16 protein-coding genes are annotated in these 16,718 nt (G+C 71.1%); 9 read left to right on the forward strand and 7 right to left on the reverse strand.

The window, feature by feature from the left end; all coding sequences use genetic code 11:
* The first annotated feature begins 17 nt into the window (after positions 1–17).
* Positions 18–623, forward strand: coding sequence for a dihydrofolate reductase family protein (locus ACYSUO_RS28980; RefSeq protein ID WP_461779193.1), 606 nt, complete (start codon positions 18–20; stop codon positions 621–623).
* On the opposite strand, the gene ACYSUO_RS28985 is transcribed toward ACYSUO_RS28980, so the two are convergent.
* Positions 617–1,525, reverse strand: coding sequence for a LysR substrate-binding domain-containing protein (locus tag ACYSUO_RS28985; protein ID WP_461779194.1), 909 nt, complete (start codon positions 1,523–1,525; stop codon positions 617–619). The genes ACYSUO_RS28980 and ACYSUO_RS28985 overlap by 7 nt on opposite strands.
* Before the next feature lie 84 nt (positions 1,526–1,609).
* Here ACYSUO_RS28985 and ACYSUO_RS28990 point away from each other — a divergent pair, with 84 nt between their 5' ends.
* Both ACYSUO_RS28990 and ACYSUO_RS28995 read left to right on the forward strand, forming a co-directional pair.
* The gene (locus ACYSUO_RS28990) at positions 1,610–2,527 is read left to right on the forward strand and encodes an EamA family transporter (protein ID WP_461779195.1); all 918 of its coding nucleotides are present in this window, start codon (positions 1,610–1,612) and stop codon (positions 2,525–2,527) included.
* Between the two features lie 45 nt (positions 2,528–2,572).
* Positions 2,573–2,938 (forward strand): iron chaperone, encoded by a 366-nt coding sequence (locus ACYSUO_RS28995; protein WP_461779196.1) that lies wholly within the window; start codon positions 2,573–2,575, stop codon positions 2,936–2,938.
* Here ACYSUO_RS28995 and ACYSUO_RS29000 read toward each other — a convergent pair whose 3' ends face one another.
* Positions 2,939–3,379 carry a DUF6194 family protein gene (locus tag ACYSUO_RS29000; protein WP_461779220.1) on the reverse strand — a complete coding sequence of 147 codons (441 nt, stop codon included), beginning with the start codon at positions 3,377–3,379 and terminating at the stop codon, positions 2,939–2,941.
* A gap of 76 nt (positions 3,380–3,455) precedes the next feature.
* Here ACYSUO_RS29000 and ACYSUO_RS29005 point away from each other — a divergent pair, with 76 nt between their 5' ends.
* Positions 3,456–4,226, forward strand: a complete 771-nt coding sequence (locus ACYSUO_RS29005; RefSeq protein ID WP_461779197.1) for a MerR family transcriptional regulator — start codon at positions 3,456–3,458, stop codon at positions 4,224–4,226.
* On the opposite strand, the gene ACYSUO_RS29010 is transcribed toward ACYSUO_RS29005, so the two are convergent.
* The 3 genes from ACYSUO_RS29010 to ACYSUO_RS29020 all read right to left on the reverse strand — a co-directional run bounded on the left by ACYSUO_RS29010 (position 4,195) and on the right by ACYSUO_RS29020 (position 7,948).
* Positions 4,195–4,839: a class I SAM-dependent methyltransferase gene (locus ACYSUO_RS29010; RefSeq protein ID WP_461779198.1), complete on the reverse strand. Its 645-nt coding sequence runs from the start codon at positions 4,837–4,839 to the stop codon at positions 4,195–4,197. The genes ACYSUO_RS29005 and ACYSUO_RS29010 overlap by 32 nt on opposite strands.
* Before the next feature lie 92 nt (positions 4,840–4,931).
* The gene (locus tag ACYSUO_RS29015; protein ID WP_461779199.1) at positions 4,932–6,212 is read right to left on the reverse strand and encodes an MFS transporter; all 1,281 of its coding nucleotides are present in this window, start codon (positions 6,210–6,212) and stop codon (positions 4,932–4,934) included.
* 257 nt (positions 6,213–6,469) lie between these two features.
* On the reverse strand, positions 6,470–7,948 hold the full coding sequence (locus ACYSUO_RS29020; protein ID WP_461779200.1) for an amidohydrolase family protein: 1,479 nt from the start codon (positions 7,946–7,948) through the stop codon (positions 6,470–6,472).
* A gap of 184 nt (positions 7,949–8,132) precedes the next feature.
* On the opposite strand from ACYSUO_RS29020, the gene ACYSUO_RS29025 reads away from it, so the two are divergent.
* From ACYSUO_RS29025 to ACYSUO_RS29040, 4 genes are all read left to right on the forward strand, one after another.
* On the forward strand, positions 8,133–8,963 hold the full coding sequence (locus tag ACYSUO_RS29025) for an IclR family transcriptional regulator domain-containing protein (RefSeq protein WP_461779201.1): 831 nt from the start codon (positions 8,133–8,135) through the stop codon (positions 8,961–8,963).
* A gap of 70 nt (positions 8,964–9,033) precedes the next feature.
* Positions 9,034–10,230: a CaiB/BaiF CoA transferase family protein gene (locus ACYSUO_RS29030; protein ID WP_461779202.1), complete on the forward strand. Its 1,197-nt coding sequence runs from the start codon at positions 9,034–9,036 to the stop codon at positions 10,228–10,230.
* A complete protein-coding gene (locus ACYSUO_RS29035; RefSeq protein WP_461779203.1) occupies positions 10,223–11,101 on the forward strand; it encodes a citryl-CoA lyase in 879 nt (292 codons plus the stop codon). Before ACYSUO_RS29030 ends, ACYSUO_RS29035 begins: the two co-directional genes overlap by 8 nt.
* A 3-nt stretch (positions 11,102–11,104) precedes the next feature.
* Positions 11,105–11,968: a dioxygenase family protein gene (locus ACYSUO_RS29040; RefSeq protein WP_461779204.1), complete on the forward strand. Its 864-nt coding sequence runs from the start codon at positions 11,105–11,107 to the stop codon at positions 11,966–11,968.
* 104 nt (positions 11,969–12,072) lie between these two features.
* Here the strand turns inward: ACYSUO_RS29040 and ACYSUO_RS29045 are convergent, their stop codons facing one another.
* Entirely contained in the window at positions 12,073–12,771 is a 699-nt protein-coding gene (locus ACYSUO_RS29045) for a hypothetical protein (protein ID WP_461779205.1), read from the reverse strand.
* A gap of 226 nt (positions 12,772–12,997) precedes the next feature.
* Between ACYSUO_RS29045 and ACYSUO_RS29050 the strand changes: the two genes are divergently transcribed.
* Entirely contained in the window at positions 12,998–14,143 is a 1,146-nt protein-coding gene (locus ACYSUO_RS29050; protein WP_461779206.1) for a serine hydrolase domain-containing protein, read from the forward strand.
* A gap of 55 nt (positions 14,144–14,198) precedes the next feature.
* Here the strand turns inward: ACYSUO_RS29050 and ACYSUO_RS29055 are convergent, their stop codons facing one another.
* The gene (locus ACYSUO_RS29055) at positions 14,199–16,658 is read right to left on the reverse strand and encodes a GcvT family protein (protein WP_461779207.1); all 2,460 of its coding nucleotides are present in this window, start codon (positions 16,656–16,658) and stop codon (positions 14,199–14,201) included.
* Positions 16,659–16,718 lie beyond the last annotated feature (60 nt).

Raw genomic sequence — 16,718 nt, forward strand, 5'->3', positions numbered from 1 at the left:
GACGAAGGGAGCACACCATGAGCAGGATCATCGTTTGCACGTTCCTGACCCTGGACGGCGTCATGCAGGCGCCCGGTGGTTCGGACGAGGACCTGGAGGACGGTTTCCGGCACGGCGGCTGGCAGAAGCCGACGGCCGACGAGGAGGTCGGCGCGGCCATCGCCGGCTGGTACGAGAACTCCGAGGGGATACTGCTCGGCCGCAAGACGTACGAGCTGTTCGCGTCGTACTGGCCGAACGCCGATCCCGGAAACCCGTTCACCGAGCGGATGAACAGCATGCGCAAGTACGTGGCGTCCCGGACCCTGAAGTCCGTCGAGTGGCGGAACTCCACGCTTCTGGAGGGCGACGTCGTCGACGCCGTGGGCAAGCTGAGGACGTCCGGCGGCGGCAACATCAACGTCGTCGGCAGCGGCGACCTCGCGCAGACCCTGATGCGGAACAACCTCGTCGACGAGTACCGGCTGACCATCCACCCGGTGATCATCGGCACCGGCAAGCGACTGTTCGCCGACGGAGCGATCCCCACCGCGCTCGAACCGGTCAGCGTCTCGACGACGAAGGGCGGCACCGTCGTCGGCGTCTACCGGCCGAACGGTGAGCCCAGCTACGACAGCTACTGAGCGGCCGGCCGGTCCGCGGTCCGCCGGGCGAGGAGGTCGGTGACCAGTGCGATCGGCGGCCAGCCCAGGCGGCCGTGGCGTGCGACGACGTGGGCGCGCAGCACCACCTCGGGGCCGGTGAGGGGAAGCAGCCGGACCCCGGGGACGGTGGGGGTGTCGACGGGGAGCAGTCCGACTCCGAGCCCGGCGGTGATCATGCCCTGGACCAGGTCGAGGCTGTCGGCCTGGTGGGTGACGCGGGGCGTGAACCCTGCCATGGAGGCCAGGGTCTGGATGACTGTCGCGTCGAAGATGCCGCGGGAGTTGACGATCCAGTCCTGCGTGCGGAACCGGGCGAAGACGTCGAGTGTGTCCGCCCCTTCGGGTGCCTCGGCGTCGGCAGGGACGCCGAGCCCCCAGGATGCGGTCCACAGAGCGGTGGTGTGCAGTGCGGGGGCCGGGTCGGCGGGGGCCAGGTTGTAGTCGTAGGTGAGCGCGAGATCCGTCTCGTCGGAGGCGAGGAGTTCCAGCGCCTCGGCGGGTTCGTGCTCGCGGACGAGGATGTTCAGCCGGGGATGGCTGACCGCCAGCTCGGTGACGAGGGGCAGCAGGTGGACGCGGATGGCGGTGGCGTACCCGGCCACCCGCAGCGTCCCGTTGGGCTCCGCTCCGGGAGCGAGGTCGAGGCGCGCTGCCTCGACGGCGGCAAGGATCACCGCGGCGTGCTCGGCCAGCCGTCGGCCGGCCGGGGTGAGTCGCACCCGCCGCCCCTCCGGCTCGATCAGATCGGCCCCCATCTCCCTTGCCAGGACGGCGAGTTGCTGCGAGACCGTCGAGGTCGTGGTGCCCACCGTGTCCGCGACCGCGCGCATCGAGCCCAACCGGGACAGTTCCACCAGTAGCCGCAGGCGCCGTGTCTCCATCTCCTCATTGTCCAGGATCGTCGAACAGAACGTCCAGGATCGGCACGTGGACGCGAACGATGCAAGAGGCATTGACTGTCGCCCATGAGTTCGCCCCAGCCCCTGCACCGATCCCGTCCGAGCGGCGCGCAAGCCGGATTCGCGATGGCGGTCGCCTCCATGTCCACCGTCCAGCTCGGCTCGGCCCTGACCGTGCCTCTCTTCGGCCAGCTCAGCGCGCTGGGCACGGCGGGGCTCCGCCTGGGCTGGGCCGGCGTGCTGCTGCTCGTCCTCGTCCGCCCCCGCCGCCGTGACTTCACCGCGTCCGATCTGCTGGCGTGCACGGTGCTCGGCGCCGCGACCGCGGGCATGATGGTCTTCTTCATGCTGGCCCTCGCCCGTCTGCCCCTGGGCACGGCGAGCGCGCTGGAGTTCCTGGGCCCGCTGGCCGTCTCCCTGTTCGGGCCCGGTCACGGGCGCCGGATATGGACCGCGGCGGCCGCGATCGGTGTCGTCCTGCTGACCGAGCCCTGGCACGGCGGCCTCGACGCGCTCGGTGTGGTGTACGCACTGGGAGCGGCGGCCTGCTGGGCCGCCTACATCCTGCTGACCCAGCGCGTCGGCGACCGCGTCACGGGCCTGAAGGGGCTCGCGGTCTCCATGCCCGTCGCCGGCGTGCTCGGCCTGCTCATCGCGGCGCCCGCCGTCACGGCCCACGTCACCTGGCCGACTCTGTGGATCATGCTCGCCCTGGCCGCCCTGAGTCCCGTACTGCCCTTCGCCCTCGAATTCCTCGCCCTGCGACGCCTGACCACGTCGGCCTTCGGCACCCTGATGAGCCTCGAACCCGCCATCGCGATGCTGGTCGGCCTGCTCGTACTCGGCCAGACACCCGGCCTGGCACCCGCCGCCGGGATCGCCTTCGTGGTCGCCGCCGGCATCGGCGCCACCCGCGCGGGCGCCCGCCGACCGACGCCGGCGCCCGACGTCCTGTCTCCCGCCGCGGCGTCGAGCGAGGCGTGAGCGAGCGCGCCGACGGACGCCCGAGCGGCGACGTACGATCCCGCCATGGTGCAAAGCTCCGCCCGAACCGTGGACGACTACCTCGACGAGGTGCCCGAGGAGCGCAGGGCCGCGCTCGGCGAACTCCGGCGGCTGTGCCGCGCCGAGCTGGCCGGCTTCGCGGAGGTCATGGCGTACGGCATGCCCGCCTACGAGCGGGACGGTGTCGCCGAGATCGCGTTCGCGAGCCAGAAGCAGTACATCTCCTTCTATCTGATGCGCAGTGATGTGCGTGAGGCCTTCACCGAGCGGCTCGCGGGGCAGGACATGGGCAAGGGGTGCCTACGGTTCCGGAAGGCGACCGCCGTCGACTTCGACCTGGTGCGGGAACTGCTGCGGGCGACGGCCGCCCGACCGGGCACGGTCTGCTGATCACGCCTGGCGACGGCGCTCGAAGCGGGCGCGAGCGGCGTCGTGCGCGTCGCGCAGCAGCCGCAGGACCGTGTCGTACGTCCGCTCGCCGGGATTGACGACGCAGATCCAGTTCTGGGCGCCGTACACGGGATGGGGCAGCACGGTGTCGACGGCCGCGTGGTCCACCGGGGACTCTCCGGTGAGCTCTCGGAACGTGGCCCGGTCGAGGTGGATGTTCACGCGCAGGCGGCCGGGCGCGTCCAGCGCCGACAGCGCGTCACCCGGGTAGTTCTTGGTGACGATCGTCCCGTACGGCTGGACGGCCTGCGGGACCTCGCCGTCCGGCGCGTAGTAGAAGAACGCGTCGCCCCACGCGATCTCGGGGAAGTCGCCGCCGGGCTCGGGCGCGAGGACGAGCGCGCCGTCGAAGCCGCGCACGGTCGTGATGATGTGTTCCATACTCGTGTTGCTGGTCATGGTTCAAGCATCTGCTTGAAGTGCTTATGTGGGGTTGCGGGGAGACGAGAGGGGATCGATGGCCGACGAGAGCGCGCTCAGGACCGTCGATGTCGCCAGGGAGTCGGGTTACTCCGTGCAACAGGTGCGCGATCTGGAGCGGCTCGGAGTCATCCCGGCAGCCACGCGGTCGGGCAATGGCTACCGGGCCTACGCGCCCGTCCACGTACAAGCGTTGCGTGCCTACCGGGGGCTCGCCGGGGCCATCGGGCCCGTCGCCGCCCGGCAGCTGATGGCGGACCTGTGGACGCGGACGGTCACGGAGGCGGCTGCCGCGATCAACGCCGCGCACGTCGGCCTCGCGCGCGAACGCGACGAAGTGCTCCGCGCCCAGCAGGCGCTGTGGGCAATCGAGTCCGAGTCGGCCCACCACGGCGCGGCCGAAACCGAGGCGGCACGCCGGGGCGCGGCCGAGGGCGTCGACACCATGACCATCACCGAACTCGCCGCCGCGCTCGGCGTCCGCACCTCGACGCTGCGCTTCTGGGAGCGGGAGGGACTCGTCGCGCCCGAGCGCGTGACCTCGCTGCGGGCGCGCCGCTACGACGCGGCGGCGATCGGTGCGGCCAGGATCGTCGCGGCGCTGCGCGGCAGCGGATACGGCATCCCCGCGGTGCGGGACATCATCGACTCGCTGCAGGAGGGCGGCGGACCTGAGCGGGTCCGGCACATCCTCGTGGAACGCCTCGACCGGATCGCCGCGCGCTCCGTGGAACTCCTGCGCGCGGGCGCGGACCTCGCAGCGGTCCTGGACTCCCTCACTCCGGCTCGGGATCCGGCTCCGGCTTGACCGCGGCGAGCCGTTCGATCACACCGAAGCTGTAGCGCTCACGCTCGACGACGCTGAATCCCGCCTCCCGTACGAGGTGCAGCGGGCGGCGCAGTTGGTGGTCGTCGGCGAGCCTCATCATCACGGGTTCGATCGCCCGCTGGAGCGTGCGGACGGCGAACCGGTGGCTGATGACATGGTCGATCAGAAGGAGCGTGCCGCCCGGTGCGAGGACGCGGTGCATCTCGGCGACGGCCGAGCGGTCGTCGGGGATGCAGCACAGGGCGAGCGCGCAGACGACCGTGTCGAAGGAGCCGTCGGGGAACGGGAGCCGGGTCGCGGACGCCTCGCTGAGGACGGCGTCGACGCCGAGGTCCGCGGCTCGTACCCGGGCGCGGGCCAGCATGTCCGGGGAGAGGTCGATCCCGGTCAGGTCGGTGCCCTTGGGATAGTGCGGCAGGTTGAGGCCGGTACCGACGGCGACCTCGAGGACCCGCCCGTGGGCCCGCTCGCACAGCCGGGCGCGCCCGCCGCGCAGCAGGTGCCGGTCGATGCGGCGCATCCAGCCGTCGTAGTGGGGCGCGTCGCGGGCCCAGATCTTCTGGGTACGCAGATCCTGATCGCGAGCAGTCACGGCTGCCTCCCCTTCGGCGCGGACGTCCGGTCCCAGCATGCGGCCCGTCCGCGCCGAAGGCGAGCACCCTGCGCGGGTGCCGTCAGGGGCCCTCAGGCCAGCCGGGCGCCCTTGCGCTCGGGGATGACGAACATGGCGAGGATGTCGGCGACGTAGATCGCGGACAGCAGGCCGATGGCGACGGCGAAGCCCCACCGGTCCGCGCACAGGGCCACGACGACGGGCGCGAAACCGCCCACCGCTCGGCCGATGTTGAACAGGGTGTTCTGTGCGGTGGCCCGCACCTGCGTCGGGTACAGCTCGGCCATCAGCGCGCCGTAGCCGCCGGTCATGCCGTTGGCGAAGAGGCCCATCACGGCGCCGCCGATGAGCAGCGCCCAGGGCGAGACGAGCTGGCTGTACGCGAGGACGGAGAGGGCCGCGCCGACCTGGAAGAGCCAGAACGTCCTGCGGCGGCCGAGGCGGTCGGCGAGTTCACCGAAGAGGAGGATGCCGAGCGCCATGCCGACGACGGTGACGGCGGTCCAGCCGGAGGACTTGGTGAGGCTGTAGCCGAACCGCTCGCTCAGGTAGGTCGGCAGCCACGTCATGATGCCGTAGTAGCCGAAGTTCTGGACCGAGGTCAGGACCAGGACGCCGAAGCTGGCGCGGGCCGTGGGGCCGTCCTTCACCAGCAGCTTCAGGGACGCGAGGGTGGAGAGTGCCGCCCCCTCGCTGCGGCTGCGCGTGAAGTGCTCGGGCTCGTGCAGCCGGGAACGGAGCGCGATGGCGATCACCGCGGGCACCGCGCCGATCAGGAAGAGTCCCTGCCAGCCCCATGCGGCGAGCACCGGCGCCGAGATGAGCGCCGCGGCCAGCACACCCGCCTGGAAGCCGAGCGCGACCAGCGACGTGGCGCGCGCCCGCTTCTTGCTCGGCCACGCCTCGGCGGCGAGCGTCATGCCGATGCCGAACTCGCCGCCGATGCCGACGCCGGCCAGGAACCGGAACGCGGACAGCTCCCCGTACGAGGTCGCCAGCGCCGACAGGCCGGTGAAGACGGCGAAGAAGATCACCGAATAGGTGAGGACCTTCACCCGCCCGACCCGGTCGGCGAGCATCCCGAACCCGAGTCCGCCGACGACGGCTCCGATGAGCGTGATGGTGGCGAGCGATCCGCCCTGCGCCTTGTCCAGGCCCAGGTCGGCGGAGATCGCGGAGAGGGCGAAGCTCAGGATCAGCAGGTCGAAGCCGTCCATCGCGTAGCCGAGGGAGGAGGCGAACACCGCCTTCTTCGCGTAACGGCTGGGCTTGTCACCGCCGTCGCCGCCGTCCGCACTGTCCACCGGGCCCGCGGCGCTCGGGGTCGCGGCCATCTCATCCAGTTGTGTCATGTGGCTTGGTTCCGTCGTTCCGTCGCGCGAGGTGGGCTGGGGCAGGCGCCGGGGCGGGCGACCTGCCCCACCCGCTCATGCCGACGTCCGGACACGGCGCGACCGGGGAGAAAAACGGTCGTGGCATCCGGAGAACGGAAGAAGAGATGGTGGCGTCGACGGTCTCCATGGGGACCGTGCTCGCACCGGCAGGGTGAAAGTCTTTCACACCGCACCCGATGCCCTCGACGCGGCCTCCGTCCGACCGCTCACGGACCTCACCGGCCGTGGGTCGTTCCGGACCGGAAGTCGGTGTACGTGTACGGGTTGTCGAGGATCTTCGTCTCGGGAACGTCGGGGTTCATCCCGGCCCGCCACGCCTCCTCGCCCAGTGTCGAGCGCAGGTGCTCGACGGTGCCCTCGGCCTCGCGTCGCACGGCGGCGAGGTCGATGTCGACGAGGCGGTGCTCGTGCTTCACGATCCGCCCGTCGACGAGGACGGTGTGCACGTCGCCGCGCTGGGCCTGGAAGGCGATGTGTCCGTAGGGGTTGAGAAGGGGGAAGGAGACGGGCGAGCGGTCGTTCTTGACGAGGACGAGATCGGCCTTCTTGCCCTCCTCCACGCTGCCGAGGTCACGGTCACGGCCGAGCGCCCGCGCGCCGCCCGCGGTCGCCCACTCCACGACCTGCTCCGCCCGCAGCGCGCAGTGCGTGACGGTCTCCCCCAGCGCGTGCGCCTCCAGATGCTGGCGGGCCCGGTCGGCGCCCAGCGTCGTACGCATCGCGGAGAACAGATCGCCGCTCCACCACACACTCGTGTCCATCGACAGGGACACGGGGATGCCGTGGGCGCGCAGCGCCCAGGTCGTCGGATAGCCCTGACCCGCGCTCTGCTCGCTCTCCGTGGACACGGACACCGAGCCGCCGGTCGCCGCGATGCGGTGGTACGAGTCCGGTGACAGCGTCGCCGCGTGCACGTACACCGTCTCGGGTGTCATGAAGCCGTGCTCGTGCATGAGGCGGATGCCGTCGTCATTGGTGGCGCCCCACACCCCGGCGTGCGTGCTGACGGGTACGCCGAGTTCGCGGGCGGCCTCGAAGGCGGGCTTCTCGGGGAAGGCCGGGTCGCCCGTGACGTCGAAGGCGAGCTGGAAGCCGAGCATGTCGTCGGCATCGGCGATGTGCCGGTGCGCGAAGGCGCGGAAGTCGGGGGCCGTGGCCCATTCGGCGGGCGCCTGCTGGATGTTGCCGTACGCGAGGACGTTCCGGCCGGGAACGGAGCGCAGCGCGTCCACGGCGGCTTCGGCGTGCGCGACGCTCTGCAGCCCGTGCGACCAGTCGACGACCGTCGTGACTCCCGCGTCGATCGCCTCGACGGCTGCAAGGAGGTTGCCCGCGTGGATGTCCTGCGGGCGAAAGGCGGTGCCGTGTTCGAGGTAGTACCAGACGAAATACTGGGTGAGCGTCCAGTCGGCGCCGTAGCCGCGCATGGCGGTCTGCCACATGTGCCGGTGTGTGTCGATCATGCCGGGCATGACGATGCCGTCGGTGGCGTCGATCTCCAATGTGCCGTCGGGTACGGCGAGTTGAGGTCCCACGGCGGCGACGCGATCGCCGATGACCAGCACGTCGGTGTCGGGGAGGACCTGCCGGGCGCGGTCCATGGGCAGGACGGTGCCGCGGCGCAGGACGACGGGCCGGCCGGGCGGGAACGATTCCGGCGGGTTCGACGGTTCCGAGGGAGCTGAGCGATCCATCATCGGTCTCCTCTCCGGCACTCCGGACCAGTCGGGACCAGCCCGGATCGCTTCGGCCGCTTTCGGACGAGCGTCCGTATGCCGGTATCGGCCATTGCCACCGATGCTGATGAAGGCGCACCCTGATGTCAATCCCCGTGGAACGGCGGGGAGTTGGATCCGCCCATGGCACGGAGGAGCCGCCATGCCACGCGAAGGAACCGGACCGGACTTCATCGAGGCGCTGGCCCGCGGCCTGGACGTGATCACCGCGTTCCGGCCGGGCCGGCCGGTGATGTCGCTCGCCGAGGTCGCAACCGGGACGGGCCTCGCCCGCCCGACCGCGCGCCGCATCCTGCTGACGCTGACCGAACTCGGTTACGTCCGCCAGTGCGCCGCCGGCTTCGCGCTCACGCCGCGCGTGCTCGACCTCGGGGTCGCCTACGTCCGCTCGATGGGCCTGTGGGACGTGGCGCGCCCCCACTTGGAACGCCTCGTCGAGCAGACGGACGAGTCCTGCTCGATCGCGCAGCTCGACGGCTCGGACATCGTCTACGTCGCCCGGGTGGCCCGCCCGAAGATCGTCACGCTGTCCGTGCAGATCGGCACCCGCTTCCCCGCGCTCCAGACCTCCCTCGGCAAGGTGCTGCTCGCCGCGCTCACGCCGGACGAGGCCGCACGGGTCCTCGCCGAGCCGAGCCGCTCGGGCCTCACTCCGCTCTGGCGCCCCGAACGCGACGAGTGGGAGGCGGAGTTGTGCGACGTCCGGGCCCGCGGCTGGGCCCTTACCGACGAACAGCTGGCCCGCGGCATCCGTTCGGTGGCGGCACCCCTTCGGGACGGCACGGGCCGCGTGATCGCGAGCCTCAACGTCAACGCACACGCGGCCGAGACCCCGGTCGACGTCCTGGTGCACGCCCATCTGCCGCACCTACTTCATGCGGCGGGAGAGATCAGCCTCGACTTCGCGCGGATGGAGTCGGTCCCGCACCTGACGTCGGGGCGGAGCCCCGAGAGCGCACCCGCCACTCCGTGACGCCCCACCCGCCGAGCCCAGAATCACCACGGACAAGTGTCCGCCCCCCGGACACGGAGAGGCCGACTCCATGCCACCAAGCACGGCACCCGACCAACCTCCCGCCAAGGGACCGCTCTCCGGCATCCTTGTCGCCGACTTCTCCCGCATCCTCGCGGGCCCGTACGCGACGATGCTGCTCGCCGACCTCGGCGCCGATGTCATCAAGGTCGAGGGCCCGCGCGGCGACGACACCCGCACGTGGATGCCCCCGGTCCACGACGGCGTCTCGACGTACTACCTGGGCATCAACCGCGGCAAGCGCTCCCTGGCCCTGGACCTGCGGGACGAGTCCGACGCCGAGCTCGCATCCGAACTCGCCCACCGCGCCGACGTGTTGATCGAGAACTTCCGCCCCGGCGGCCTGGACCGCTACGGCCTGGACTTCGAGACGATCCACGCCGCGAACCCCCGCCTCGTCTACACGTCCATCACCGGATTCGGCACCGGCGCGGGCCGTGACGTCCCCGGCTACGACCTGATGGTGCAGGCCATGTCCGGCCTGATGAGCCTGACCGGGGACCCGGAAGGACCGCCCTTCCGGGCCGGCATCTCCGTCTTCGACGTCATGGCGGGCAACCACGCCGCCATCGGCATCCTCGCGGCGCTGCGCCACCGCGACGCCACCGGCGAGGGCCAGCACGTCGAGGTGAACCTCCTCTCCTCGGCGCTCACCGGTCTCGTCAACCACAGCTCCGCGTACGTCGCCGGGGGCACGGTCCCGTACCGCATGGGCAACGCCCACCCCAGCGTCTTCCCGTACGAACCGCTGCCTACGGCCGACCACGACCTGATCGTGGCCGCCGCCAACGACGGCCAATTCCGCACGTTGTGCTCCGTGTTGGGCATCCCGGAAGCCGCCGACGACCCGCGTTTCGCCCGCAACGCCGATCGCACGGCCCATCGCGACGAACTGCGCCCGATCCTCGTCGAGCGCCTGGCCACCCGCGGCGCGCACGAATGGTTCACGCTGCTCGTGAAGGCCGGGGTCCCGAGCGGCCCGATCAACACGATCGACGGCGGCTTCGCGATGGCCGAGGAGTTCGGCCTCGACCCGGTCGTCACCGTCGGCGAGGGCGACCGCGCCCTCCCCACGACCCGCCACCCGATCCACTTCTCCGCGACCCCGGCCGCGTACCGCCTGCCACCGCCCGAACTGGACGAACACGGCGAGGAGTTGCGCACATGGCTGTCAAAGCCCCCACCCACGGAGCCCCCACATGCCTGACCACCCGAAGCAGCCGCAGCGACCGAATCAGCCCACTCACCCCACATCCCCCGCACCCCCTTCCTACCCCACGGCCCTGGGTGCATCGGACCCGAAGCGGATCACGCTCCTCGGCCAGGACCTGGCCGAGGACATCATGGGCTCCGTCGGCTTCGGTGAGCTGGCGTTCTGGCTGGCCACGCAGCGCCGCCCGAGCCCCGGCGAGACCCGCGTCTTCGAGGCGGTCCTGGCCGCACTCGCCGACCACGGCTTCACCCCGACCGCGATCGTCTCCCGCCTCACGTACCTCTCCGCCCCGGACTCGATCCAGGGCGCCCTCGCCGCAGGCCTGCTGGGCGGCGGCTCCCGCTTCCTCGGCGTCACCGAGGACACGGGCCATTACCTCAACGCGATAGTGACCTCACTCGGTGATGACCACCCGGCCCCCGACGACCAGGAAGCCTGGGACGCAATCGCCCTGCGCACGATCCAACACACCCACTCCTCCCACGACTTGATCCCTGGCCTGGGCCACCACCTCCACAAAGAGGGCGACCCACGCACGCAGCGCCTCATGGACATCGCCCACGAGGAAGGTGTCTTCGGCCCGCACCTCACCCTCTTCGAGGCCATCGGCCGCACCCACCCGAGCGTCCTCGGCCGCACACTCCCCCTGAACGGCGCCGGTGTGTGCGGCGCCGCCCTCGCCGACCTGGGCCTCCCGCTCCCCCTCCTGCGCGGCTTCGCCCTGCTCGCCCGCACCGCGGGCCTGATCGGGCAGCTGGCGGAGGAGATCCGCACGCCGGTCGCCCGGGACATCTTCGCCTCAGTGGAACAGCACAGCACTCCTATCCCACCGACCCCGTTTCCCTCCGCCTCCCCGCAGGAGTAGCCCGTGTCCACCGACGAGCACGACCTCACCGAACTGGCCGTCGACCGCTGGTCCACCGCCGATTCCCCGCGCCTGGCCGAGCTGCTGACCTCCCTGGTCCGCCACCTCCACGCGTACGCCCGCGAGGTGAACCTGACGGAGGACGAGTGGGCGGCCGCGATCACCTGGCTCACGGAGGCCGGCCGGCTCAGCGACGACAAGCGCCAGGAACTCGTCCTGGCCTCCGACGTGTTGGGCCTGAGCATGCTCACCGTGGAGCTCGGCCACCGCTTCTCCGAGCGTGCCACGCCCGCCACGGTCCTCGGCCCCTTCCACATCGACGGCTCCCCCGACGTGCCCTACGCCCACGACATGTCGGACGGCCTCCCCGGCACCCCGCTCTTCCTCACCGGCACGGTCACCGACACCGCGGGCAGGCCGCTCCCCCACGTCGTCCTCGACGTATGGCAGGCCGACACCGACGGCGCGTACGAGTCCCAGGTCCCCGAGGTCGACGAGGCCCGGCTGCGCGCGAAGTACACCACCCGCGAGGACGGCACGTACTGCATCCGCACCGTCGCGCCCCTCGGCTACGCCATCCCCATGGACGGCCCGGTGGGCGAGCTCATCCACAGGACCCGGATCAGCCACTTCCGCCCGGCCCACGTGCACTTCCTCATCGACCACCCCGGCCACCGCAAGCTGATCACCCATCTGTTCCGGGAGGGCAGCCCATACCTGGACAGCGACGTCGTGTTCGGCACGAAGGACCGCCTGGTCGTTCCCTTCACGGAACGCGACCCGGCCTCCGCCCCGCCGCCGGACGGCAGCAAGCTCACGGAGCCGTACCTTCAGGCCGAATACACCTTCGTACTGGAGCCGGAGTAGCGCGCAATCCAGCATCCGCCGCTCGCTCGGGACTGTGACGTCTGACTACGAATAGTTCGTGGTCAGACGTCACAGTTCCGCTGCCGGCACCTCCTGAGCCGCCGTCACGCTTCGCCGCTCGCGCGTCCGATCTGCCCGCGCAGCGCCGCCACGACGAAGCCCACCATGTTGGCGAGGATCAGCACCGCGGCGATCCCCCAGATGATGGGAAGCGACCGCGCGGGCCAGTCGTTGGCCGACTGCAGCCACAGGGTCAGGATGGCGGTGACGCCGAGTGGGATGCCGTGCAGGCACACCATTCTTCCGGCCGCGTCGTGGCGCCGGTTGCCGCGGGAGAACGCCGACCACAGCGCTCCGACCAGGGCGGCGGCGCCGAACGACAGGAACGCGAGGGCGCCGCCGAGGCGGTCCGTCGGCCAGTCCAGCGGGCCCTCGGTGGTCTCCTGGTGCTCACCCTCGGCATCGCGCAGGTCGACGACGTCGCCGCGCCAGATCAGTCCGACCACCTTGTCGTGCGGTTCGAGGCCCGACGCGACGGGGTTGGTGTTTCGGAAGGTCACGTGCCACGGCCCGCCGGAGGGCAGCAGCAGGTCGGCCTCCGGCGACTTGTGCCTCGATCCGCGGTTCAGGTCCACACTGCGTACGGTGAACTTCTGCTTCCACCGGCAGTTCGACACCTCGACCGGGGCCGAGGCGCACACCGGTGCCGCCCGGAACTCCCGCTCCCGTTCCTGCGCCGCGCGGAACTCCGGGACCATCGCCGCCCCGACGGCGAGCATCAGCACCGCGCCCAGCAGCCACATGACTGTCCGCGCGCCTCTGTTCCCTGCGCCTGCCACCCCGCCACCCGCCCTTTCGCCACGCCGACCCGCGCGGCGTCCGCGCGACATCCCACTCCCTCGGCCCGGATATGGGAACACATGATGTTTCAGGCGCACTTCGCAGGGTTCCGGTGGGACTCCGCGCAGCCTCTTGACACGTGCAAGCGCCGGTGATCGGTTGGGCGCACGCGCGGATCGAGGGAGAGCGATGAAGCTGTCGGAGCTGCAAGGGCCGTTGTCCGGACGGGCCGATGCCGGTCTCGAGGAAGTCGTCGACCGGCTGGACCGGCTGCTGTCCGCCGATCCCGACCTCTCGTTCCAGGTCGCGGCGTACGTGGACGGGGAGATCGCGCTCGACGCGTACGGCGGGCCGCATCTGGGACGTGACTCGCTGATCGTGCCGTACTCGACGTCGAAGAGCATCATCGGTGTCTCGGTCGGGCTCCTCGTCGAGCGCGGGCTGTTGGAACTCGACGCGACGGTGGCGTCGTACTGGCCCGAGTTCGGACAGGCCGGGAAGGAGCGGGTCACCGTACGGCAGCTGCTCTCGCACCAGGCCGGGCTCCCGGAGGCTCAACCCCGCCTCACCTGGGACGAGTTGCTCGACCATCACAAGGGTGCCGAGCGGCTGGCCGCGACACGGCCGCTGTGGCATCCCGGGTCGGCCTTCGGCTACCACGGCCTGACGATCGGGAACCTCGCCGCCGAGCTGGTCTTCCGGATCACCGGGCGCACGCTCCACGACTTCTACGAGGAGGAGATCCGCCGGCCGCTCGGCGCCGATTTCCACCTCGGTCTCCCCGAGGGGCAGGGGCTCGAGGAGCGGCGCGTGGACGTCCTGCCCATGATCCCGCCGCTCGGCGAACCCCCGAAGCCGCAGGGCCCACCGCATGCGATGCAGCGGCTGACCTTCGGACCCCGGCCGGGACCGGCCGTCCACCTCGCCAACGACGAGCAGTCCTGGCGCTTCGGCCACCCGGCGGGCTCGGCGACGGCCGACGCCCTCGGCATCGCCACACTGCTCGCGGCCGCGGTCACGGGTGTCGAGGGATCCGCGCCACTACTGAGCCCCGACACCGTCGCCACGGTCGGCCAACAGCAGGTGCGCGGCTACGACGAGGTACTCGACCAGCACGACCGCGCACACGCCATCGTCTTCCAGAAGCCGAGCAGGCAGCTGGCGTGGGGCGGCCCGCGCAGCATCGGCCACGACGGCGCGTGCGGCGCGGTGGGCTGCGTCGACCCGGACACGGGTGTGGCCTTCGGCTACACGGTGGCCCGGGGCCCGTGGCCGGGCGGCGCGGATCCGCGGGCGGTCGAAGTAGCACGGGCCATCGGGGACCTGGTGGGGTGACCGGGCGCCGCCCGATCGTCGCCGCCCGTCCACCTTCGCTTCCGCGGGGCCTCCGTCACCGGCGGATCCGCGTCATCTCCGGGTCGAACAGCGGCTCCGCCGCAGTCGTCGCCGCCACACGGTCGCCGAAGTAGCCGATCTCCACCCGTGTTCCGGGTTCCGCGTGTTCGGCCGGGAGCCAGGCATAGGCGATCGGGCGGCCGAGGGTGTAGCCGTACGCGGCGCTGGTGACGTAACCGCAGGGCCGGCCGTTCACGTGAACCGGTTCGTGGCCCATGACCACCGAGCGGTCGTCCTCGATCAGGAGGGCGGTGAGGCGGCGATCCACCGTGTCCTTGGTGACATCGACGATCGCGTCTCGGCCCACGTAGTCGCCCTTCTTCTTGCGGACCGCGAAGCCCACACCTGCCTCGTAGGGGTTGTGCTCGCTGGTCATGTCGTGGCCCCAGGCGCGGTAACCCTTCTCCAGGCGAAGGGAGTTGAAGGCGCTGCGGCCCGCCGCGATCACCCCGTGCTCCTGTCCGGCCCGCCAGAGCGTGTCCCACAGGCGCAGGCCCAGATCGGCGGTGGTGTACAGCTCCCAGCCCAGTTCACCGACGTAGGACAGGCGCATCGCGGTCACCGGGACGTCCCCGATGAAGGCCTGCTTCGCCTTGAAGTAGCCGAAGTTCTCGTGCGAGAAGTCGGCGTCGGTGAGGGGCTGCACGAGGTCGCGGGCGCGCGGCCCCCACACGCCGATGCAGCAGGTGCCTGCCGTGATGTCGCGGACCTGCACCGTGCCGTCGGCGGGCAGGTGGCGACGCAGCCAGACGAGGTCGAGGTTGCTGTTGGCGCCGACCTGGAAGCGGTCCTCCGCGAGCCGGGCGACGGTGAGGTCGCTCAGCACGCCGCCCGCCTCATCGAGGAGCAGGGTGTACGTCACCGCGCCGACTGCCTTGTCCAGCTGATTCGTTGAGAGGCCTTGCAGAAATGTCAGGGCGCCCGGGCCCGTGACCTCGAGGCGCTTGAGGGGGGTCATGTCGTACATCGCCACGCGCTCGCGGGTGACCAGTGCCTCGGCGCCCGCGACGGGTGACCAGAAGCGGGAGGCCCATTCGTTCCGCTCGCCGATGTGGGACACCTCGGGGAGGTCGGCGTTGGCCTCGTACCAGTGCGGGCGCTCCCAGCCCGCGCCCTCCAGGAACACGGCTCCGAGCTCTTGTTGGCGTATGTGGAAGGGGCTCACGCGCAGCGGCCGGGGGCGGTTCGGCGGCTGGAGCGGGTGGATGATGTCGTAGACCTCGGAGAAGCTCTGACAGCTGCGCTCGTGCACGTAGTCGGGGGCGAGCTGCACGTCCTCGAAGCGGTTGATGTCGCAGCCGTGGACGTCGATGCCGGGCCGGCCCTCGACCATCCACTTCGCGACGGCCCTGGCGACGCCCGCCGAGTGGGTCACCCACACCGCTTCGGCCAGCCAGAAGCCGGACACCGTCGGGGACTCGCCGATCAGGGGCATGCCGTCGACGGTGAACGAGAACAGTCCGTTGAAGCCGTCGGCGATGTCCGCGTCGTTCAGAGCGGGCAGCAGCCTGCGGGTGTCCGCCCAGGCGCCCTCGAAGTCGGCCTTCGTGAAGTCCAGCTTGGAGGGCTGGTCCGGGCTGTCGGCGGGGTGGGCGACGTCGTCGGGCGACAGGGGCATGGGGCGGTGGGCGTAGGAGCCGATGCCGATCCGGTCGACGAGTTCGCGGTAGTAGAGGCCGGCGTCCTGGTTGCGCAGGATCGGCAGGTTCGCCTCGTCCAACTGGCTGTTGCGGCCCTTGAGTTCGGTGATGGGTGTGGTGGTGGCGTACTGGTGGCCCATGGGGACGAGCGGCACGTCCTGGCCGACCATGCGGCCGATGCGCGGGCCCCAGAATCCGGCGCAGGAGACGACGATGTCCGCGGGGAAGGTGCCGCGGTCGGTGACGACGGCACTGACGGCTCCGCCGGATGTCTCGACGTCCGTGACGGTGTGGTGGCCGAGGAAGGTGGCGCCGCGGGCGAGGGCGCGGCGGGCCTGTGCCTCGCCGATCCGTAGCGCCTTGGCCAGGCCGTCGCTGGGGATGTGGTAGCCGCCGAGGATGGCGCCGGGGTCGAGCAGCGGGTGGAGCTTGGCGGACTCGTCCGGGTCGAGGAGGTGGCTCTCGACGCCCCAGGAGCTGAGCCAGCCGTGCCGGCGTTCAAGTTCCCGCAGGCGTTCTGGAGTTGTGGCGATCTCCAGGCCGCCGACCTGCCGGTAGCACCAGTCTCCGTCCAGGTCGAGGGCGCTCGTCTTCTCGACGGTGTAGCGCGCGAACTCGGTCATGGTCTTGGAGGGGCTGGTCTGGAAGACCAGGCCGGGGGCGTGCGAGCTGGAACCGCCGGTCGCGAAGAGGGGGCCCTGTTCGAGGACGGTGACGTCGGTCCAGCCGAGTGCGGTGAGCTCGTCACTGAGGGAGCAGCCGACGATTCCGGCTCCGATGATGACCACCTTGGGCTGCGAAGACTGCGAGTTCATGGTGGGTCCTCCGGGAGTTCAAGGGTGCACGAGGGTGACGTGGGAGGGATCGGGGGCGGT

The sequence above is a fragment of the Streptomyces sp. UC4497 genome (assembly GCF_054871485.1).